The organism is Bacillus sp. CGMCC 1.16607, assembly GCF_042683745.1.
Classification (GTDB): Bacteria; Bacillota; Bacilli; order Bacillales; family Cytobacillaceae; genus Pseudoneobacillus.
In genome coordinates this window covers 105,933-126,461 of sequence record NZ_JBHUJX010000019.1, presented here as the reverse complement: position 1 = coordinate 126,461, position 20,529 = coordinate 105,933, and the positions used below count along the sequence as shown (strand labels likewise).

Here is a 20,529-nt window from a genome sequence, read left to right as displayed (position 1 = left end):
TTTAAGTTGCAAATTGATTACAAAACACTTAGCACATTCACTTGAAAAAATTATATCCGCGCAGTTTGGAGATATATCCGCGCAGTTCTCCATTATACCCGTCTCTTTTCTACTGATATCCGCCTAAAACACAAATATATCCGTCGATTTCACATTTTCGTCACAGAAATTCCTTTTTTAATATAAAAAAAGATGACCTGCTCTAGATCATCCAACACTTCAGATTTTAATTGTTTTCTCCATTATGCTTCACCGAATAAACCTTACGACTAGGTAACTCTAAACAATTTAACTGCCCTCCGTAAACCGCGCCACCATCAATTCCGATAATACGGTTGTTACCAAAATAAACTTCGTAATTTTCAGCATCTCCATGGAGTGTTTTCGTATATGTATGCCCGAAGATAACGGTCTTTTCACCTTTATATCCGTTATGAAACTCGTCTCGAATCCACATTAAAGTATGTGGGTCTGTTTCAGTAACAGGAGTAGATGGGTGAACACCCGCGTGAACAAAGATATATTCATCCGTTTCAATATAATGTTCAAGCCCTTGAACAAACTCCAAATGCTTCTCTAGTATTTCAGATGGCAATAACGGTTTTTGAAATGTTTCTTCACTTACGATCAAATCTTCTTCTGAAAAACCATAACTTAATAATGTTTTATCGCCACCGTTTATCTTTACCCAACGATTCCAGGCATGTTCTTCATCTGTTGTTAATGCCTTGATCATCATATCTTCATGATTGCCCTTTAGTACTCTAGCTCCAGCTTCGTTTAAGCTCATTACTTTTTCGATGACCTCTTTCGAATGAGGGCCACGATCGACGTAATCGCCTAGTAAAATTAATTGATCTTGATCTGGATTGTAATTTACCATTTCTAGTAATTGTTCAAACTTCACCAATTCACCATGAATATCACTTATTAACAATGTTCGCTTCATCCAATTATCCTTCTTTCAAAATTTGAATTAACATGAATTATATAGGTAAACTATTAATATCTCAATATTTTGTAAATGAGTAATATCTTAAAAGGGAGGGAGCATTTTTGCTGAATTTTCATGAATTAAGGATAAAATATCCTATTTTTCAAGCAGGAATGGCAGGGGGAGTAACAACGTCTCGGTTGGTAGCAGCGGTTTCAAATTATGGGGCTGTTGGAAATATTGGAGCGGGTTATATGACTCCGGAGGGTCTGAAGGAAAGTATAGTCGAGATTAAATCCCTAACTGCCAACCCTTTTGGTGTAAACCTATTTCTTCCAGAAGGAATTAATTCCGTTTCACAAAGGGACATCAAAGCGATGAGGCAATATTTAAATGTAAATTCAGATGAAGAGTTTACATCCCTGCAAAAGAAGAGTGTTAACACTTTCGAAAAACAATTAGAAGTTATTATTAATGAAAAAGTTGCCATATGTAGCTTTACCTTTGGTCTCCCAGATTCTTCTATCGTAAAAGAGTTGAAGAATGCTGGGATTAAGGTAGGAGGAACGGCTACAACCGTTAATGAAGCTGTTCAGCTTGAAGAAAACGGGGTTGATTTTATTATCGCGCAAGGAAGTGAAGCAGGGGGACATCGTGGTACGTTTCCTACAACAGAGGGTGAGCCACTAATTGGAACATTATCACTAGTTCCCCAAATGATTGAAAATGTAAAAACTCCAGTCATTGCAGCAGGTGGAATCGTAAATGGAAAAGGGATAAACGCTGCTTTCGTCTTAGGTGCCGTAGGGGTACAACTTGGTTCCGTTTTTTTAACCTGTCATGAGAGTGGGGCGCATGAGAAGTATAAGGATAAAATTATCGAAAGTAATGAAGAAAATACGATCCTGACAAAGGTATTTTCGGGAAAACTTGCGAGAGGGATAAGAAATGAATTTATTGATAAGCTTATGGACGAGAAGCTAGAAATACCTCCATATCCTATTCAAAATGAACTAACCAAGCCATTACGGGCGAAAGCATCAGCTGAATCTAATCCTGAGTACATGTCTTTATGGGTTGGTCAAGGCGTAGGAATGATCCATAAGAGATACTCTGTTAATGAATTATTAAATGAGTTAGTTTCAGAATTGGATTGGTAAATGAAATGGAGATTATCTGTAAAAAAACACTTCCCCTTTCTCAACAATTTGGATATAATACGAATAATTTAATATTAAAAGCAATGATGAGAAAAAGTAGAGCAAAGCGATTTTACACAGAGAGCTTCGGTAGCTGAAAAGAAGCGAAAATTCTTGTTCGAACAATGGTCTTGGAGCTCCGTACTGAACGATTTTAAACATTAAGTAGGCTACGGCAAGTGTTGGTACTTGTTATAAAAACCACGGTATAAAAGTTTTTTGAACTTGCGTACTTGTTGAGGCTAATGGTGTGAGCCATTGGTAAATGAAGGTGGTACCACGGGAATTCAAACCCCGTCCTTATCTATTTAGTAGATGAGGGCGGGGTTTTTTGTTTTTGAAAAAATGGAAGGAGGAATGTAAGATGAGTGTTTTTATAGGAGGAGCATGGCCATACGCCAATGGGTCTTTGCATCTAGGGCATATAGCTAGTTTATTACCGGGGGATATTCTTGCAAGGTATTATCGGTTAAAGGGAGAAGACGTACTCTATGTTTCAGGCAGTGACTGTAATGGAACACCTATTGCAATTAAAGCTAAACAAGAAGGAGTATCTGCTAAGGAAATAGCAGATCGATATCATAATGAGTTTGCTGCTTGCTTTACGAAATTAGGCTTTTCATACGACTGTTATACAAGAACGGATACAATGCATCATCATGAAATCGTTCAGGATATATTCTTAAAGCTTCTCGAAGAAAATTTAATTTACAAAAAAGAAATCGAACAAGCATACTGTGAAACAGATCAACAGTTTCTTCCAGATCGTTATGTAGAAGGAACTTGTCCAAATTGCGGCAACTCTGCCCGCGGGGACCAATGTGATCACTGTTCAACGATCCTTGATCCTTTAGATTTAAAAAATAAAAAGTGTAAGTTATGCGGAAACGAACCTCTTATCAAACGTACAGAGCATTTCTACTTCTCATTAAACTCGTTTCAAAGAGAGCTTGATAAGTATGTATTACAGGCAAAACAAGATCAAGCATGGCGTTCAAATGCCATCCAACTCTCAGAAAGGTATTTGAAGGAAGGCCTTCAGGATCGAGGAGTGTCTAGAGATTTACCTATTGGTGTCAGTGTTCCTGTTGCAGGATATGAGGATAAGAAAATCTATGTATGGATAGAAGCCGTTTCTGGTTACTATTCTGCCAGTAAATTGTGGAGTAAAGAAACTGGACAGGACGACTCTATTTTTTGGAGAGGAGATACAAAAACGTATTATGTCCATGGTAAAGATAATATTCCGTTTCACACCATCATTTGGCCAGCGATTTTAAAAGGTTTAGGAAATCAAGCTTTGCCAAAGCATATCATTTCAAATGAATATTTAACGCTCGAAAAAAAGAAAATTTCGACGAGCCGAAACTGGGCAGTGTGGGTTCCAGACGTGTTAGAGAGATATGATCCTGATTCCATCCGATATTTTTTAACGATTAATGCCCCAGAAAAGCACGATTCTGATTTCTCATGGAGGGAATTTATTTATAGTCATAATAGTGAATTACTCGGAGGATATGGAAATTTAGTCAATCGAACCCTTAAATTTATAGGAAAATATAATGACGTTCCGATCATAAGTACTATTGTTGATCCATCAACTGAAAATAGAGTTCAAAACCTTTTTAATGAAATAGGTCAATTGATTGAAGGTGGTTCCTTCAAACAAGCATTAGAAAAAATCTTTGAATGTGTTAGAGAGGCGAATAAGTACTTCGATGAAAGGCAACCTTGGAAGCAAGTCAATGAAGATGTAGAGGGCTGCTCCGAAACATTAAGTAACTGTCTTTTCATCATTGCTAACCTTGCTCAAGTACTATCACCATTTTTACCTCTCTCGAGTGAAAAGGTGAAAGAAATGCTAGGAATAAACAATCACGAATGGAATGTAGTGAACATATCTGCCATCCAACTTCATTCAATTAGTCCATTGTTTCAAAGAATTGAGATTGAAAAAATAGAAGAAGAACTTGAAAAACTAAACTTACAGATGAAATAATTAAAAATGGTGTACTAAAAACGTACACCCTATGAATGAAAGGAAGGTTTAAAAATGAAAAAGCTTGGTTTTATAATTCCCATTATGATTCTTGTTGCCGTAATAGCAATGTGGATGTTGAAAAAAGATTATTCAGAAATTCAATTGCTGACGAGATTACTGATTTCAGTAGGGGCAGCTCTTTTATCAGGAATTATTTCATATTTCTTAATGGGTAGGGACAGCGACGAGGTAAGAAATTAAGCCTAATTTTCTCTTATTAAAAGGGGGGCTTGCGAGGCTATGATCATTCGTGACGCTATGGATGATGAGTTTTCAATTATTCGAGAACAAAGATTAAACTCATATGAAGAACATGAAAAAAGTGTTCCTTGTTCCTGCTGAGCACTGGAACACTTTAAAACGTGCAATTACATCTGATTCGGACATATAAAAAGGCGTGGAGCGAATTGTAGTTGAACTAGATGGGAGAATTGTCAGAAGTGTAGTTTTGTTTCCAGCAAAAACTACTGCTTATAATGGAGTTTCTCATGAACAAGATTAGCCTGAAGTTCGAATGCTTGCTGTATCACCGCAAGCGCGTGGGAATGGTATAGCATCCACTTTGATTTTTGAGTGTATTCGTCGTACAAAGCATAAAGGCTTTCAAGCAATCGGATTGCATACAGCAGATTATATGGTAAGTGCCATGAGATTATATGAACACCTAGTTTTTAAACGTTTACCCCAATTCGATTTTGAACCTACAAATGATGGAATTATCGTAAAGGCATTTCGACTTTCCCTTGAATGAAATCAATGGTAGTTGTTTTCATTTAAAAATGATTTCTCTCCAGTGAGGTGACTTTGAACTCCCACTGGAGATTTTTTTTATTAGATAAAACTCACAACATCTTCTAATGGTAAGCGGGTTGTCTGACGCGCAGGAGCTGCTGCTTTTCCTAGAGCAATTAATACAACAGGGAAGTATCTTTCTGAAACTTCGAATCGCTCGATGAATTGTTGTTTGTTAAAACCACCCATCGGTACAGTATCATAGCCTTTTGCTTTGGCAATTAACATTAGCTGCATGGAAATAAGACCTGCATCAAAGGAAGCAATATTGGCTCTTATATGTTCTGGAGCAGACGAATATAATTTGATGGTGTTTTCAATCATTTTACTCATTGTTTCTTCATCCATTTGCCCCGCATTAAAAGCACTTCCATAGACTTTTTCGGCGTTTCTGTACATTTCTTTATCGCCAAGTACAGCAATTACAGCAGAAGAGGTTTCAACCTGTTCCTGATTATTGGCAATGACTCGCAGCTCTTTTTTTATCTCATTATCTTGGAATACGATAAATTTCCAAGGCTGCATATTGCTTGATGAAGGTGCAAGGGTTGCCTCACTTAATATCGCTTTTATCTCTTCTTGCGAAATTGTATAATTGGGATCGTATTTTCTAACAGAATGACGTTCACGAATGATCGTTGATAAACTTTGCTCCGTTGCTAACATGTTGTTTTCCTCCAATAACTTTTTCACTTACGAATAGTAAGCATGGAATTAAGCTTACTATTCGTAAGTGAGTGTGTCAAATAATTAAACTTAAGTGAACATGTCATTATTATTTGCAAGGTTGAAGGGGAAATTCAGAGTAGAAAGAAAATGTTAGATACAGCCTTTATAAAGAAGGGATTCTAAGCCTTTATTTCTAATTAGTATAGGAATACTAAAAAGGAGAGGAAAAAATGGTAGTAGACAATATACTAAATAAGCTTGGAATATCATCTTATACCTCTTTCGAAGAGATTATTGGCGGAAGGGATAGTTCTGTTTTTAAAATTCATGGAAATAATAGAGATTCTTATGCTTTACGTATTTTGCCAAGACAAGGGTATCATCAATTTGAACGTGAGGAGAAGGTGATCCGACTAGCTAAAGAAAATGGGATTCCAGTACCAATAGTACATTCTATCGTTGAATTTGAAGATAAAGCAGCTATGCTTATGGATTGGGCAGAAGGTCAGACTGTATTAAACATGCTTCAAAAACGACCAGAGTCAGCACTAAAGCTAGGACTGGAATTTGGGCAGATGCAAGCATCCATTAACAAAATTAACGTAAGTCATCGGGAGCAATACGGAAACAAATCGTGGTTATCACCGAGTACAAATGAATTAGAGCTCTACAACCAAATCACAAGAATAAATGAAACTCATCAGTTACTTCACCTAGACTATCATCCTTTAAATGTCCTGACGGATGGTGAGAAAATTACAGCGGTTATTGATTGGGCTAATGCTTCCATAGGTGATACTCGGTTTGATATCGCTCGAACTTTTTCAATTCTTCGTCTTGAGGGAGTTAAACTTTTCAGGGAAGAACCCAATATCTTAAGCGAATTTGAAAAAGGGTGGCTTGAGGGATATGAAAAGGTTTCTGGGCAAATTGATTCATTGCCATTATTTTACGCATGGGCAGGGACCCGAATGAAACGTGATATGGCTAGTACATTATTAGCTGATGACAAGCACAAAATAGATGAATGGGTGACTGATTGGCTAAGTAAAAGTTAATCCATCATTGTTTAGAAAAATTGAAAATGCTTTTAAAACTAAAAATTGCAATTATACAAGTACCTAATACCATATGGGTGACAGCAACACCTAGCATAGAGTAAAATGAACTTCTGGAACTATATGGGGGTAAAAAAATGAAAAGTAGAACTTCAGTAATGATTAGTATTGTTCTTGCAATGCTAGTTGCATCCATTGATACAACGATAATGAACACGACAATGCCCATTATCGCAAAAGAGTTAGGGAGATTTGACCTGTATGCCTGGTCCTTTGCTTCCTATATGATTGCCAGTACGATTCTCTCACCTGTGGCAGGTAGACTATCTGATCTATTTGGTAGGAAAAAAGTATTTGCCTTCGGAATTATTCTTTTTTTAATCGGGTCACTTTTATGTGGATTATCAGCTAATATGATTCAATTAGTTATTTTCCGTGCACTTCAAGGAATCGGTGCTGGATTCATGATGCCATTTCCCGCAATTATTGCCGGAGACCTTTTCCCGGTTGAAAAACGAGGAAAAATCCAGGCTTTATTTACAGGAATGTGGGGACTTTCTGCCATCCTTGCCCCGTTACTAGGAGCATTTTTCGTTGAAGTGATGACTTGGAGATGGATATTCTTTGTTAATTTACCGATTTGTTTGATTGCATTATTAACGCTTATACCATATCAAGAAAAGTACGAGCCCAAAAAGGCAAAGGTCGATTATATCGGAGCTGTTTTATTTGCAGTCGGAATTACGTTCCTTTTATTAGTTACAGTTCTTGAAGAAAATAGAGTTATTTACGCTCTAATTGGTATATTATTTATGATAAGCTTTTATTTTTACGAGAAAAAACAGACTTCACCAATTGTTCCACTTTCTATGTTTAAAAATAAGACAATCACATGGATCAATATCAATACCTTTCTTGGTACGGTCGCATTATTTGGTACATCTAGTTATATTCCATTGTTTCTACAAAATATTGCCAAACTATCGCTTTTCATGAGTGGTGTTGCACTTTTAGGAACAGCGATTGGCTGGATGTTTGTAGCAGTACCTGCTGGAAAATGGATTTTAAAATATGGATATCGTCCATTGTTATTAATTGGGAATCTGTTATTGTTCCTTTCTGGCCTTTTATTAATGCTATTAAACGAAACTCATGGCTTCTTCTATGTGTTTGTTGCAATGATTGTTCAAGGATTGGCTTACGGTTTATTAAGTACAGTTGGGTTGATTGGGGTTCAGCAGCTCGTCGGAGCACATGAAAAAGGGATATCCACTTCGTTCTTCATGTTTTGCCGAAACATGGGTACGGCAATTGGCGTTACGATTATGGGGGCGTTATTAACAAACGGGGCTAATTTTATGGAAGGAATCCACCATCTATTTATATTTGGCTTCCTTGGAAGTATTTTAGCAGTTTTGACATCGCTTTTTATCTCAAAGAACGATCAAATGACAATGGATTCCAGAAGTAAAGTAAGTTAACTATATGAATGAAAAAGTGCCTAATCTTCATTTAATTTATGAAGGTTAGGCATTTTTGTTTTTTAATTTTTATATATGCTGATCGATTAGGATGTAAAGACAGTTTAATTTATAAAAGGATACCTATTATATATGTCGAATCCTTATAGTGATAATTTTTTGAATCGGAGGATTAAAATGATAAAAAAACAGGAGCCGATCATGAACGATTATGTCATTACCATGGCAACCAAAAAAGATGAAGATCAGATCATAAAACTGTTAAAAGAAGTTACAGGATGGCTAAAGAACAAAGAAATAGAACAGTGGGGATTCTTAGCAGAAGGGGGAGAGGATGAAGAAATAAAACAAGCTATTATTAATGAGAATACCTATGTTGTTAAAAAGGATGAGGTTTTGGTTGCAACATTTACTTTATATGAAGCGCAAAGTGAATGGGATGAACATATTTGGGGACAATCAAATGACGGAGCAGTATACCTTCACAGATTAGCAGTGACTAGCTCAGAAATTGGCTCTAGACTAGGAAAAGGTGTTCTACGATGGTTGGACGGACTTATTAAAGATAAAGGGAAAAATAAGTTAAGGCTAGATTGTGTAGAAAACAATACTAAGCTAAATAAATTTTACTTTGATAATGGCTTTGAGAAGGTTGGATCGAATGATGGACACTCGAAGTTTCAAAAAAGGGTATAGGTCGTTTTTAGGAATTCTATTCGGCTATACGAAAAAATAAATATGGCGCCAATTCAGACTTTTAAAAGGAGAAATGGAAATGAATCAACTCAAATGGGGAACGCCGAATACACTCCGTCAATTATTATGTGAAGTGGTAAGTTGGAAGAGTATGACCTTATCCGATGGGGAACGTAAATTTCCTGCGAAAATTCGGGCAAAGCTGGAGGAGTTGGCTTATTTTCAAGAAAATCCGAACCATTTAAACCTTCACGATGCAGATTTGGGACGTCGATTTTTAACAGCATTATATAAACATCCAGATGCAACAGAAACGATTGTTTTGATCAGTCATTTCGATACAGTCAATACAGAGGAGTATGGCGATCTTGAGGAATTTGCCTATCAGCCAGAAGAATTAACGAAATTGCTTCATGAACGAGTCGATGAATTACCAGATGATGCAAGGGACGATCTGCTTTCTGGCGAGTATTTATTCGGACGTGGAACGATGGATATGAAAATGGGTCTTGTCATGCATATGGGATTAATAGAAAAGGCTTCAGCCGAGCAATGGCCTATCAATCTACTTTTACTAACGGTTCCTGATGAAGAAGTCAATTCAGCAGGGATGAGGGCGGCAGTCACGAAGCTATTGGAAATTGAAGAGGATCATAATCTAAAGTATAAGCTTTTCTTGAACGGTGAGCCTGTATTTGCGCAACAACCTGGGGATCGAAATTATTATGTGTATTCAGGTTCAATTGGGAAAATTATGCCATCTGCTCTATTCTATGGTCGAGAGACACATGTCGGTGAGCCACTTAGCGGAATCACTGCGCCTTATATCGCATCGTTTTTAACTCAAAGAATGGAATGGAACTCAAATTTCCAAGAAATAGTTAAAGGAGAAAAAACACCTTTACCCGTTACATTACAGCTGAAGGATTTGAAAATGGACTACTCTGCTCAAACTCCCTATCGGGCAGCTGCCTTATATAATGTCTTCTTAATGCAACGGAATGCAGCAGAAATAATGGATGTTTTTGAAAAAATAGCAGTAGAGGCAACTCGTGCTTGTAATGAGTCTTATTCGAAAGTATGTACAGAACAGAAAGTGAAACCTGTTGGTGAAGTGCGTGTGTTGCGATATGAGGGTCTGATAAAGTATGCGATTGATAAATATGGGAGAGACTTTGTGGAAGATTTGAAAACCGCTATCCTTGCCAATGATTCATTGGATGAGAGAGAAAAATCCATCCGTATCGCGGATACGCTGATGATTCAATGCCAAGAGCTTGCACCTGTAATGATCCTGCTTTTTGCGCCACCATATTATCCAGCGGTTAATTCCTCTGACGATGTGCTAGTCACACAATGTATTGCACATGTGAAAAAGCTAGGTGAGGAAAAATTTAATTTACCAGTTCAGCAAATTCACTATTTTAATGGAATAAGTGATTTAAGCTATGTGAATTATCAAGATGATCAGGGAGGTTGGACAGCCTTCCAATCTAATACACCTGTATGGGGAGATGGCTACCACATTCCATTTGATCACATGAAAAAACTCCAGGCACCTGTTCTAAATGTTGGTCCATTCGGCAAAGATGCTCATAAACGAACAGAACGCCTTCATACAAAAAGTGCATTTGAAATCGTTCCCGTCCTTGTAGAAGAGATGATTAAAGGGATGATCTAGAATCAAAGAACTGAATCGTTCCTTTTTATTTTCTAGACTCCATTGATGAATAGAAAGCAGGACAAAGTATCCCTGTCCTGCTAAGTTATTAATATCTGGTTTGTATTACGTTTGTGGCTAGACCTCAATATTTGCTACTAAAGGAATTGAGTATCTAACTTCTTTATAAATTTCAGAAAAACCTACCTGTTCATAAAGAGAGAGTGCTGCAGAATTTTCAACTAGCACCATTAATTCGACCTTTTGTAGCTCTCTATTCTTTAATGTCGTAAGAGCTTTAAGTAATAATGCTTTGGCAATGCCTTTTTTTCTCCACTCTGGGAGGACAAATAAATCTTCTATTACTCCATATAAATTGCACGAATTATTCTCTTCCCAGCACATAACGCTTCCGATTATCTCATTTTGATAAACAGCTGTAATAGCTCTCCAGCCCTGCTTTTCCTTATATTCCTTTAATCTTCCTGGGGTAAGTGCATTTTCAGGCCAGATGATACTCTCAACTTTTAAGTAATCCTGTTCGGCTTGTTCCGTTTCCATCTTCCAATAGTCGATGGAAAGTCCCTCTATTTGTAGTGAGCTTATTGGTGGGGAGAAATTAGTTAGGTCTGTCTCCATTTCGTATAAATAGTTAAAAGGGACAAATCCCTGTGCTTCAAACAATTGGTTATTGCTTTGTTCTGAAATGGCATTCCCTACGCATAATGCTGTTTCAAACTGACTAGGTAATGTGTTTTTTATCAATAAAGCTTTTTCATATAATGCTTCATAAAGTTTATTAAATATTTCATGATTGTTTTCATACTCTGGATGAAGTTTAATATTTAGATATATTGCATGTTTTGCTTGTTCGTTAGTACCAGGTTGTTGGACATTGATCGGTTGTACTTGTCCTTTACCAACAAGGTTCTCACCTTCGAAAGCGCAAAGGCAATACTCCCACGAAAACTCTGTTTCTCCAGGCCACCAAAAGATTGAATTAGGATCCTTGTTTATAATAGATTGATATAATGCTTTAACCCCTTGCAAAAATTCAGGTTTAAAATTATGAATCGAAAGTGCCATGAGCCCTCCTATATATCCTTTGTTCTGCATTTTTTACATACTTTTACCTGAGTACCTGCTGAAGAAATGTTCGTGTAAAGTACTTTGATTCTAGTCGCATTACATACTGGACAAGTCCCACGTCCCCTAGCCGGTGTTTTCCATAAACCCTTACCTCTTGTTGTTTTTCCCATTATTGTTCACCTCTTGATACTATTAAGACTTAGATCTCTTACATAGAGTACCAAAGGTGGTATGACATATAATGTCATGGCAATAATTTTTAAAAAATTAGCGTAGCCAAATGGAACCCATTCGATTATGGAATTCTACTTGGTACGTTTCTTCTAGTGATTGGAAAAAATTGGTTTCAAACTTTTTGGCTTGAGTAAATAGTGGAATTAATGATGCTGGTTTCCCTGAATACAATTGCTCTTTAATGGTAGAAAAAACGTCTGAAAGGTTATCAAGTTGATCAAGAGTAGCGGCCAGCTCTGGCATTTTCCATTTTATTGCATGGAAATAGTTACTTAGTTGGTGTTTTAGTGCAGAAAATGTTTTTAAAGTTCGGATGGTACTTTCATCTAGTGTTAATCTGTCTTTTAGGGCATCATTAATAAAGTCATAGACCTTTAGTCCACAAGCATAATGCTCTTCAGATAAGCTAGGATCATGTGATCTAGCTTTGTACACTGCTTGAAAAATAGATTCAAGATATAGTTCTTTTTCATCCAAGATGATTTTATCTTTACTGAATAAATGGATACACCACATGGGCAGTGAACTATATCCTAGCTCAGGATAAGAGAGTAGATGCTCAGCTTCACCATCTGTATAGATGAGTACTTTCTTCTCATCATCGTATCCTTTAACCACAACAAACTCATCTCTCCAAATAATCGAAGGGATATCATCATTAATATTTTTAATTATTGCATGAAGTAATTTCTTTTGATACAGAGGAAAGGTGAAGTCATCTGTATAAGAAGAGTACATTTTTGAGTAAATACCGATAAAGTCAGTAGCTAACCAATTTTCATTCCAGTTGTAAATAAAAGTGGATGGAAAATCTAATTTTCTATTTACAGAAAATCGAAAAACTAGACTGGATACACCAGAAAAAATGTCTTGATTAAATGGAATGATATTTAAATAATCCAAAATGCTGTACATTGGATCAATGATAGTAGAACTATTTCGCACGTAGCTTATAGGAAGATTTTTCTTACCCAATCGATTCACATCCTTATTTATCTATCATCGCCTTGGAGCCAATTCGTTCTGAATAAATCAATTTGTCTATCTGCAGGCTGATTGTTCAGGAATCTTTCTATTTCCTTCATCGCTGCATTCTCAAAGATTTCTGCTTCCTTTAGCATTCCGTTTATTGGTTTGCATTGATGTTTTTCAATACGTGTATGTCTATTTTCATAACGGATGATTTTTTGTATTTCTTTATAGATGGAATGGACCACAGAGAATAGTTCACTAGATTGTGAAAGTTCAGGATACAGTACTTTTACTTCATTCATATATTGATAGATTTCAAACTTGGATGTAGCATATGTATCTAAAGTGTATGCTGCCCCTTCTAGATGAAACTCATTTGTCTCTAATTCATTTATCAAATAAGGGTAAGCGGATTGTCCCGACGCAGAATGAGAATTTGGAGGTTGGTTCCATACAACCATCGCATCATTTAAGGAATCTAGATAAATATCCTTTAACTCTTTCTTAATCTTTTCATCAAAGGTTTGATAAAACCAAATAAGGGAGGGGTTTAAGCAAATATTATCGAATAGACAAATCTTTTCTTCACGAGTGGCAATCCCGCCTCTTTGAAAAAAATCGTCCCCTTCTAAATAATAAAAAATTCTCTGTTCATCATCATACCCATGGATCACCCCAAAAGGTGGGCACCAATATAAAACACCTATTCCTTTATCGATTGACATCTTAATATTTTCGATTGCTTTTTGCTGAATTAAAGGAAACGTTCGATGCCTGCACCGGTCGGCCTGTGCGGAATTGTAAATCCCCAAATTATCAACAGCTTTCCAATTATCTCTTACCCAAGGTCCATATGCATGAACGGATCTAGGTGAAATCCCTTTTTCGATTGTGAATTTGAAAGCCATGCCAGTCATACCCGAAAGTAAATACTTGGGACCTTCAAACAAGCCACAATTACTTAAAACAGCGTGAAGACAATTTATATACGAATTGGAATCTTTCTCAATTTGAATATTCTGTAAAACATTTCTTGCCATCTTTGACTCCTTTATCCTTGAAGAATAGTACGACATTTTTCAAAAAGCTTATCCTTTAACCACTCTGGACCAATTAATTTAATCGTATTTGAAGAACCTAATAACTGGTCTAAAAAGCTTTCCACATCATAAAACTCGATGGTAAAAGCCTTTTTTTCGATCCATTTTATGTTATATCCTAACCAGGAATTACCCTCGAAGGGAAAGAGAAATTCTACTTTTGCTTCAAAAGGAACTTTTGTTAAAGAATGCTTCTTACTATTTATAACTAGATTTGTAGTCTTATCTGAAATGGTCATTTCACTTATGTCTTTCAATTCCGTTAGCACTTCCTCCTGATCTTCAGGGCTATATGATACAAGAAAATCGCTACTTCCTTTATAAAGTAATGTAATCGGCTCTAAATGTTTCGTAACATGCGATTGGCAATCATGGGAGTAATAAGTGACATGTATGTATTTTTTTTCTGTTATGGCAAAATCAATTTTGTGGATAAGATCGATTAAAAAATTGTGAACAGAAAAAAAGGGATACGAGTCGGTTACACTCACTTGTTTACCTCCGAGGCGCTTAAATAAGGAGGCGAGCCTATTTATAGAAGAGGAATTTTCATATGAAAATTGTCCATATCGGTGCGCAAGAAAGCTGAGGATTTTTTGCTCCTCTTCGGTAATGATCTGGTAAGGAAGAATGTAGGTATCCTCTATATATTCATAGCCTCTTTTTTGGGGTACATATTGCAAGGGGGCTCCCATTGTGTTAACTAAATATTCAATATCGCGCAAAGCTTGACGACTAGAAATTTCAAATTTTTGAACGATATTTTTACTATTAGGGTACCTTTTCATCCGAACTTGGTCATCAAACCAAATAATACGATGTAAATTGCTCAAATTTTCATTTTCCTTTCTCATTATAGTAGTTATTATTATACCTAATCTGCCTAGTGATTGGGCTACCTAAATTAGATTGATTAAACGATTTGATTAAGTGTGTAAATTAATTCGGTAAAATTTCATAACTATGAATCCGAAAAGTCGGAAATTTCCGCAATATCGGAATGTTTCATTTGAATAATTTCCGTTATTGCGGAATTTCTAGTAAATGGGACATGTTCAAAAAATGAATTAATGACAAATTAAACTATGTAACTAGTAACTATTTTTAATCGTATTTTGATAATTTAGAATTAATTGTTATATTGGCACGAAAGTTGCAATTAAAAAATGTAGTGATAGAAAAGGAGGTTTAGGCTTTATTTTGTAAACGCTTACTAAGGGGTAGGAAAAATAGGGTAATTAGAAATTAATAACACAAGGGGGATTTACATGGATTTAATCATTATATTATTGGCACTCGGACTCTTAATGTTTGTTGCGTACAGAGGATTTTCCGTCATATTGTTTGCGCCTATTTGTGCACTTTTTGCTGTCTTATTAACAGAACCAAGTTATGTAATGCCGTTTTTTTCAAGCATTTTTATGGATAAAATGGTTGGCTTTATTAAGAACTATTTCCCTGTCTTCTTATTAGGGGCTATTTTCGGTAAAGTGGTTGAAATGTCTGGACTTGCTGAGTCAATTGCAAAAACGATTGTTCGTTCAATTGGTGCGAAGCGGGCGATGTTAGCGATTGTATTATTAGGAGCAATCTTAACGTACAGTGGTGTGAGTCTGTTCGTAGCCGTGTTTGCAATTTTCCCGTTTGCAGCACAGTTATTCAGACAAGCTAATATTCCAAAAAGACTCATTCCTGGAACGATTGCTCTAGGAGCATTTACCTTTACGATGGACGCGCTACCTGGTACACCACAAATTCAAAACGTTATACCAACCTCATTCTTTAAAACAGATATTTATGCAGCACCAGTTTTAGGGATTTTAGGTGGAATCTTTGTCCTTATTGTTGGTCTTTTATATCTTGAATCTCGTCGTAAAAAGGCAGAAAGAGCTGGAGAAGGTTACTTTGGATTTGGTTCGGAAACGGCTGCAGCAGCTGAGGCTCATAAGTTGGCTGATAACGAATCGTTTACTAAGGAGCTTTCAACGAATCAACCTCTTGGACGTCAAATTCTAGCTTTTGTTCCACTTATTCTTGTTGGTGTGATGAATAAAGTCTTTGTTACTCTTATTCCTAAATGGTATCCAGAGGGCTTTGATTTTTCAAAAATAGGCATGAAAGCTCTAGGTGTTATGGATGTTTCGACAGTTGCAGCAATTTGGGCTGTTGAAATGGCATTGATTGTTGGTATTATTTCAACTATTTTATTCGATTGGAAGCGTGTTACGCAAAACTTTAAAGAAGGTCTAAATACAAGCATCGGTGGCTCGTTGTTAGCGACGATGAATACAGCAGCTGAATACGGATTTGGTGGAGTAATTGCAGCGCTACCAGGATTCGCTGTGATTAGTAATGGCATTTCTGGTACGTTTACAAACCCATTAGTAAATGGGGCAGTGACAACAACGACTCTTGCAGGTATTACCGGTTCAGCTTCAGGTGGGATGGGTATTGCATTAAGTGCGATGTCTGAAACTTATAATAAGGCCATTGCAGTTGCCAATATTCCTCCGGAAGTGATGCACCGTGTAATTTCAATGGCATCTGGTGGAATGGATACACTTCCGCATAATGGGGCTGTTATCACATTACTAGCTGTGACAGGTTTAACTCATAAACAATCTTATCGTGACATTTTCGCAATAACGGTTATTAAAACACTTGCTGTTTTCTTTATCATTACTTTATACACGCTTTTAGGAATTGTTTAATCAATATCGGAATAAGTGGCAAAAAAGGAGATGGTTACATGGCGACTGGGAAAGTGTTGTATTCCTTTGATGAAGCTATCGATTGTATACATGATGGTGCAACCTTAATTGTTGGTGGTTTTGGCCTTTGTGGGATACCTGAGAAGGCGATCCTAGCTCTAAGAGATAAGGGAGTGAAGGACCTAACGATTGTAAGTAACAATTGTGGGGTTGATGATTGGGGCTTAGGTCTTTTATTAGCAAACAAGCAAATCAAAAAAATGATTTCTTCCTATGTTGGAGAAAACAAAATTTTTGAGAAACAATTTTTAAGTGGAGAATTAGAAGTGGAGCTTGTGCCACAAGGAACTCTTGCTGAACGAATTCGTGCAGGTGGAGCGGGGATTCCGGGTTTTTATACGGCAACGGGTGTAGGTACTCCAATTGCAGAAGGTAAGGAACATAAAGAGTTTGATGGGAAAATGTTTATTTTAGAAAAAGGGATTGTCGGTGACATTGCACTTGTGAAAGCCTGGAAAGCCGATCCTCACGGGAATTTAATCTACCGAAAAACCGCACGCAATTTTAATCCTCTAGCTGCGATGGCTGGAAGAATCACCATTGCAGAAGTAGAGGAAATCGTAGGAGTTGGAGAGTTAGATCCTAATCATATTCACACTCCTGGCATTTACGTTCAACATGTCCTTATGGGATCCTCATACGAGAAAAAAATTGAACGCCGGACTGTGGCTAGTGTTTAAAGGAGGTTGTGATGGATGGATGTTCGGTTAAAAATCATTAAACGAGCGGTGTTAGAAATTTCAGATGGGATGAACGTAAACCTTGGTATCGGAATGCCTACCCTTGTTGCGAATGAAATTCCAAACGAGTACAATGTCATGCTTCAATCAGAAAATGGATTGCTAGGAATTGGACCATATCCTACAGATGAAGAAGTAGACGCTGATCTGATTAATGCTGGCAAAGAGACTGTAACTGCCGTATCAGGTGCTTCTTATTTTGACAGTGCAGAGTCTTTTGCGATGATTCGTGGAGGTCATATTGACTTAGCGATACTAGGTGGCATGGAGGTTGCCGAAAATGGTGACCTTGCGAACTGGATGATACCTGGGAAAATGGTTAAAGGGATGGGCGGCGCCATGGACCTAGTGAACGGAGCTAAAAGAGTGGTTGTGGTTATGGAGCATACGAATAAATATGGTGAATCGAAGGTTAAAAAACAATGTACGCTTCCTTTGACTGGACAAAGGGTAGTACACCGATTAATCACTGAATTGGCAGTTTTTGATTTTAAAGAGAACGGTATGGTATTGACTGAAATACAATCAGGCGCCACTTTAAAGGAAATTCAGGAGAAAACAGAAGCGACCTTTACCGTCAGCCCTCTTTTGTTGGCGAAGCAAAGTTAATTCATTTATTTCATATTGCCCGAAAGGTAGAAAAAACAGAGAAACCGGTCATCATAAAATTATCTTTTAAAGGTTCTTTCTACCAAAAATATCAAAAAGAATTTGGGAGGAACAGGAATGGGGAAGCTCCTAGAAGGAAAAGTAGCCTTTATCACTGGCTCGGCTAGTGGAATTGGTTTGGAAATAGCGAGAGCTTTTGCTCTTGAAGGCGCAAGGGTCGTTATATCCGATTTGAATCAAGAAAAATGTGAGCAAGTAGCAACACAGCTGGGGGAAGAAGGATTTAGCGCTTTGGCTATTCCGTGTGATGTTACAGATGAAAAGGTATTTAAAAATGCTATTGAGCTTGCCTATGACACCTTTGGCAGCTTAGATATTTTAGTCAATAATGCAGGACTTCAATATGTTTCACCATTGGAGGATTTTCCTACGGAAAAATTTGAATTCTTAATTAAAGTAATGCTTACAGCACCATTTGTTGGAATAAAGCATGTTTTTCCAATAATGAAGAAGCAGGGGTATGGAAGAGTCATAAATATGGCATCTATTAATGGACTTGTTGGCTTTGCAGGTAAAGTAGCCTATAACAGTGCGAAGCATGGTGTCATTGGGTTAACCAAAGTGGCAGCTTTAGAAGGAGCAGCTCAAGGGATCACTGTGAATGCGCTTTGTCCTGGGTATGTTGATACACCACTTGTAAGAAATCAACTAAAAGATTTAGCTACAACTAGAAATGTCCAGCTTGATCGTGTATTAGAGGAAGTAATTTATCCGCTAGTACCACAAAAAAGGCTGTTAGATGTTTCAGAAATTGCAGATTATGCTGTTTTCCTAGCAAGTGAAAAAGCAAGAGGCGTCACCGGTCAAGCCGTTGTTTTGGATGGCGGATATACTATTCAATAGCTAAGATTCTCTGAACCTTGTTTGCTGTGCAAATAAGGTTCATTTTTATAATTGGAATTACCTTCCCTTTGGTGGTTGTCGATTTTTGGTATAATGAGTAGTAAATAAATGTAAGCAAAGGTGAGCATGATGAAAAACACTGGAATTGATCTCATTCCTTATGAATGGCTAGAGGAAGTTATTAATCTAGCAGCTGAACGAATTGTGATTGTAGACCGAGAAGGTATGATTTGTTATATCAATTCAGCTTATTGTGAGTTCTTAGGAACAACGGTGGAAAATGCTATTGGCCGCAATGTCAAAGATGTCATCGAAAATACAAGAATGCATATTGTGGCAAATACGGGTCAAGCAGAGTTGGCTGTTGTTCAGCCTATAAATGGTAGTGAAATGATTGCTAATCGTTTTCCACTAATTGTTGAAGGGGAATTAGTTGGTGCCTTAGGAACCGTTATGTTCAGAACCCCTGAGGATTGGTGGGATTATAAAAAGAAAATCCAACCTTTATTGGATGAGCTTAAATATTACAAAAACAAGTTAGAAAAGGATATGAAAAGTAAGTATTCATTTCATGATTTAATAGGGGAAGGACCATCCTTCCAAATGGCCAAAAAGCTTGCAGAAAGAATTTCAGGGAGTCAGTCGGCTGTTTTGCTATTAGGGGAATCGGGTACGGGGAAGGAATTATTTGCCCATGCCATCCATGCCAACAGTACTCGTTCCTCTTTTCCATTTGTTCCAATTAATTGTGCCTCGATACCCGAGCATTTATTAGAATCAGAATTGTTTGGATATGAAGATGGTGCTTTTACTGGAGCGAAAAAAGGTGGGAAAAAGGGGCAGTTTCAAATTGCCAACTATGGGACGATATTTCTTGATGAAGTAGGAGATATGCCTCTCTCGATGCAAAGTAAACTTTTACGTGTTCTTCAGGAAAAAGAAATCCAGCGCGTAGGTGGACAAAGCTCTATTCCTGTGGACGTAAGAGTGATTGCGGCCACACACAGGGATTTAGAGAAGATGGTAGAGGAAGGGAAGTTCCGAAAGGATTTATACTATCGTTTAAATGTGATTAAAATTGAAATACCACCGCTTAGAAAACGAAAAGAAGATATTCCACTGATCGCAACCAATCTATTAAATAAGTTAGAAAAAAAGTTTTTCCGTAAGGGAATAAAATTATCGGAACATGTTATTGAAAGATTGCAGCAGCATTCGTGGCCAGGCAATATCCGCGAGCTAGAAAATGTATTAGAAAGAGCGATAAATGTTCTAGATGGGAGGCAAATCGAGTTTGCTCATCTGCCACTTTATCTTCGTGATCAGGATAGAAACTTTGAATCAATGAAAGATACGAATACTTCAAATGAGCTAGGAAATGAGTCTTACAATCTACCTGTATTGCCATTAAGAGAAACGCTTGCACAAGCGGAAAAACAAGCTATCCTCCATGCACTTTCTTTAGCGAATGGAAATAAACAAGAGGCAGCCAAGCTATTGCAAATAGGAAAAACAAAATTTTACGATAAATGTAAAATGTATGATGTGAAATAGAGTAATTGAAATAGAAAATGCGAAAGA

Annotated in this window: 19 protein-coding genes and 1 other annotated feature; of the genes, 13 read left to right on the top strand and 6 right to left on the bottom strand. The window is 37.1% G+C overall.

What is annotated here, in order from left to right; genetic code table 11:
- Positions 1-226: 226 nt before the first annotated feature.
- Positions 227-949 (bottom strand): metallophosphoesterase family protein, encoded by a 723-nt coding sequence (locus tag ACFSO7_RS12995; RefSeq protein WP_377877755.1) that lies wholly within the window; start codon positions 947-949, stop codon positions 227-229.
- A gap of 107 nt (positions 950-1,056) precedes the next feature.
- Between ACFSO7_RS12995 and ACFSO7_RS12990 the strand changes: the two genes are divergently transcribed.
- The 4 genes from ACFSO7_RS12990 (at position 1,057) to ACFSO7_RS12975 (ending at position 4,925) form a co-directional block, all read left to right on the top strand.
- On the top strand, positions 1,057-2,094 hold the full coding sequence (locus ACFSO7_RS12990) for an NAD(P)H-dependent flavin oxidoreductase (RefSeq protein WP_377877754.1): 1,038 nt from the start codon (positions 1,057-1,059) through the stop codon (positions 2,092-2,094).
- Positions 2,095-2,168: 74 nt separating this feature from the next.
- Positions 2,169-2,438: a binding site (T-box leader), on the top strand.
- Between the two features lie 59 nt (positions 2,439-2,497).
- Entirely contained in the window at positions 2,498-4,132 is a 1,635-nt protein-coding gene (gene metG, locus ACFSO7_RS12985) for a methionine--tRNA ligase (RefSeq protein WP_377877753.1), read from the top strand.
- A 54-nt stretch (positions 4,133-4,186) separates the two neighbouring features.
- Entirely contained in the window at positions 4,187-4,375 is a 189-nt protein-coding gene (locus tag ACFSO7_RS12980) for a histidine kinase (protein WP_377877752.1), read from the top strand.
- Between the two features lie 313 nt (positions 4,376-4,688).
- Positions 4,689-4,925, top strand: coding sequence for a GNAT family N-acetyltransferase (locus ACFSO7_RS12975; RefSeq protein WP_377877751.1), 237 nt, complete (start codon positions 4,689-4,691; stop codon positions 4,923-4,925).
- Between the two features lie 80 nt (positions 4,926-5,005).
- Here the strand turns inward: ACFSO7_RS12975 and ACFSO7_RS12970 are convergent, their stop codons facing one another.
- The gene (locus tag ACFSO7_RS12970) at positions 5,006-5,632 is read right to left on the bottom strand and encodes a nitroreductase family protein (RefSeq protein WP_377877750.1); all 627 of its coding nucleotides are present in this window, start codon (positions 5,630-5,632) and stop codon (positions 5,006-5,008) included.
- A 233-nt stretch (positions 5,633-5,865) separates the two neighbouring features.
- Here ACFSO7_RS12970 and ACFSO7_RS12965 point away from each other — a divergent pair, with 233 nt between their 5' ends.
- From ACFSO7_RS12965 to ACFSO7_RS12950, 4 genes are all read left to right on the top strand, one after another.
- Positions 5,866-6,693, top strand: coding sequence for a phosphotransferase family protein (locus ACFSO7_RS12965; RefSeq protein ID WP_377877749.1), 828 nt, complete (start codon positions 5,866-5,868; stop codon positions 6,691-6,693).
- Positions 6,694-6,830: 137 nt separating this feature from the next.
- Positions 6,831-8,174 (top strand): MFS transporter, encoded by a 1,344-nt coding sequence (locus ACFSO7_RS12960; protein WP_377877748.1) that lies wholly within the window; start codon positions 6,831-6,833, stop codon positions 8,172-8,174.
- 177 nt (positions 8,175-8,351) lie between these two features.
- A complete protein-coding gene (locus ACFSO7_RS12955) occupies positions 8,352-8,870 on the top strand; it encodes a GNAT family N-acetyltransferase (RefSeq protein ID WP_377877747.1) in 519 nt (172 codons plus the stop codon).
- Positions 8,871-8,949: 79 nt separating this feature from the next.
- Positions 8,950-10,551 carry a M20/M25/M40 family metallo-hydrolase gene (locus ACFSO7_RS12950; RefSeq protein WP_377877746.1) on the top strand — a complete coding sequence of 534 codons (1,602 nt, stop codon included), beginning with the start codon at positions 8,950-8,952 and terminating at the stop codon, positions 10,549-10,551.
- Positions 10,552-10,668: 117 nt separating this feature from the next.
- Here the strand turns inward: ACFSO7_RS12950 and ACFSO7_RS12945 are convergent, their stop codons facing one another.
- The 4 genes from ACFSO7_RS12945 to ACFSO7_RS12930 form a co-directional block, all read right to left on the bottom strand.
- Positions 10,669-11,616, bottom strand: a complete 948-nt coding sequence (locus ACFSO7_RS12945) for a GNAT family N-acetyltransferase (RefSeq protein ID WP_377877745.1) — start codon at positions 11,614-11,616, stop codon at positions 10,669-10,671.
- Positions 11,617-11,886: 270 nt separating this feature from the next.
- Entirely contained in the window at positions 11,887-12,828 is a 942-nt protein-coding gene (locus ACFSO7_RS12940; RefSeq protein WP_377877744.1) for a hypothetical protein, read from the bottom strand.
- Positions 12,829-12,845: 17 nt separating this feature from the next.
- The gene (locus tag ACFSO7_RS12935; RefSeq protein WP_377877743.1) at positions 12,846-13,865 is read right to left on the bottom strand and encodes a hypothetical protein; all 1,020 of its coding nucleotides are present in this window, start codon (positions 13,863-13,865) and stop codon (positions 12,846-12,848) included.
- An 11-nt stretch (positions 13,866-13,876) separates the two neighbouring features.
- A complete protein-coding gene (locus ACFSO7_RS12930; protein ID WP_377877742.1) occupies positions 13,877-14,758 on the bottom strand; it encodes a helix-turn-helix transcriptional regulator in 882 nt (293 codons plus the stop codon).
- Positions 14,759-15,193: 435 nt separating this feature from the next.
- Between ACFSO7_RS12930 and ACFSO7_RS12925 the strand changes: the two genes are divergently transcribed.
- From ACFSO7_RS12925 to ACFSO7_RS12905, 5 genes are all read left to right on the top strand, one after another.
- Complete coding sequence (locus ACFSO7_RS12925) at positions 15,194-16,636, top strand: GntP family permease (RefSeq protein WP_377877741.1); 1,443 nt, start codon at positions 15,194-15,196, stop codon at positions 16,634-16,636.
- A 38-nt stretch (positions 16,637-16,674) separates the two neighbouring features.
- Positions 16,675-17,376, top strand: coding sequence for a CoA transferase subunit A (locus ACFSO7_RS12920; RefSeq protein ID WP_377877740.1), 702 nt, complete (start codon positions 16,675-16,677; stop codon positions 17,374-17,376).
- A gap of 15 nt (positions 17,377-17,391) precedes the next feature.
- Positions 17,392-18,045, top strand: a complete 654-nt coding sequence (locus tag ACFSO7_RS12915) for a 3-oxoacid CoA-transferase subunit B (protein ID WP_377877739.1) — start codon at positions 17,392-17,394, stop codon at positions 18,043-18,045.
- A 117-nt stretch (positions 18,046-18,162) separates the two neighbouring features.
- Positions 18,163-18,948 carry a 3-hydroxybutyrate dehydrogenase gene (locus ACFSO7_RS12910; RefSeq protein WP_377877738.1) on the top strand — a complete coding sequence of 262 codons (786 nt, stop codon included), beginning with the start codon at positions 18,163-18,165 and terminating at the stop codon, positions 18,946-18,948.
- 129 nt (positions 18,949-19,077) lie between these two features.
- Positions 19,078-20,502: a sigma-54 interaction domain-containing protein gene (locus ACFSO7_RS12905; protein WP_377877737.1), complete on the top strand. Its 1,425-nt coding sequence runs from the start codon at positions 19,078-19,080 to the stop codon at positions 20,500-20,502.
- The last annotated feature ends 27 nt before the right edge of the window (positions 20,503-20,529 follow it).

Coding starts and splice junctions, on each gene's coding strand:
- ACFSO7_RS12945 (WP_377877745.1), bottom strand. CDS start 11,616: ATGGCACTTTCGATTCATAATTTTAAACCTGAATTTTTGCAAGGGGTT.
- ACFSO7_RS12905 (WP_377877737.1), top strand. CDS start 19,078: ATGAAAAACACTGGAATTGATCTCATTCCTTATGAATGGCTAGAGGAA.
- ACFSO7_RS12980 (WP_377877752.1), top strand. CDS start 4,187: ATGAAAAAGCTTGGTTTTATAATTCCCATTATGATTCTTGTTGCCGTA.
- metG (WP_377877753.1), top strand. CDS start 2,498: ATGAGTGTTTTTATAGGAGGAGCATGGCCATACGCCAATGGGTCTTTG.
- ACFSO7_RS12960 (WP_377877748.1), top strand. CDS start 6,831: ATGAAAAGTAGAACTTCAGTAATGATTAGTATTGTTCTTGCAATGCTA.
- ACFSO7_RS12975 (WP_377877751.1), top strand. CDS start 4,689: ATGCTTGCTGTATCACCGCAAGCGCGTGGGAATGGTATAGCATCCACT.
- ACFSO7_RS12920 (WP_377877740.1), top strand. CDS start 16,675: ATGGCGACTGGGAAAGTGTTGTATTCCTTTGATGAAGCTATCGATTGT.
- ACFSO7_RS12955 (WP_377877747.1), top strand. CDS start 8,352: ATGATAAAAAAACAGGAGCCGATCATGAACGATTATGTCATTACCATG.
- ACFSO7_RS12950 (WP_377877746.1), top strand. CDS start 8,950: ATGAATCAACTCAAATGGGGAACGCCGAATACACTCCGTCAATTATTA.
- ACFSO7_RS12925 (WP_377877741.1), top strand. CDS start 15,194: ATGGATTTAATCATTATATTATTGGCACTCGGACTCTTAATGTTTGTT.
- ACFSO7_RS12915 (WP_377877739.1), top strand. CDS start 17,392: ATGGATGTTCGGTTAAAAATCATTAAACGAGCGGTGTTAGAAATTTCA.
- ACFSO7_RS12965 (WP_377877749.1), top strand. CDS start 5,866: ATGGTAGTAGACAATATACTAAATAAGCTTGGAATATCATCTTATACC.
- ACFSO7_RS12935 (WP_377877743.1), bottom strand. CDS start 13,865: ATGGCAAGAAATGTTTTACAGAATATTCAAATTGAGAAAGATTCCAAT.
- ACFSO7_RS12995 (WP_377877755.1), bottom strand. CDS start 949: ATGAAGCGAACATTGTTAATAAGTGATATTCATGGTGAATTGGTGAAG.
- ACFSO7_RS12910 (WP_377877738.1), top strand. CDS start 18,163: ATGGGGAAGCTCCTAGAAGGAAAAGTAGCCTTTATCACTGGCTCGGCT.
- ACFSO7_RS12970 (WP_377877750.1), bottom strand. CDS start 5,632: ATGTTAGCAACGGAGCAAAGTTTATCAACGATCATTCGTGAACGTCAT.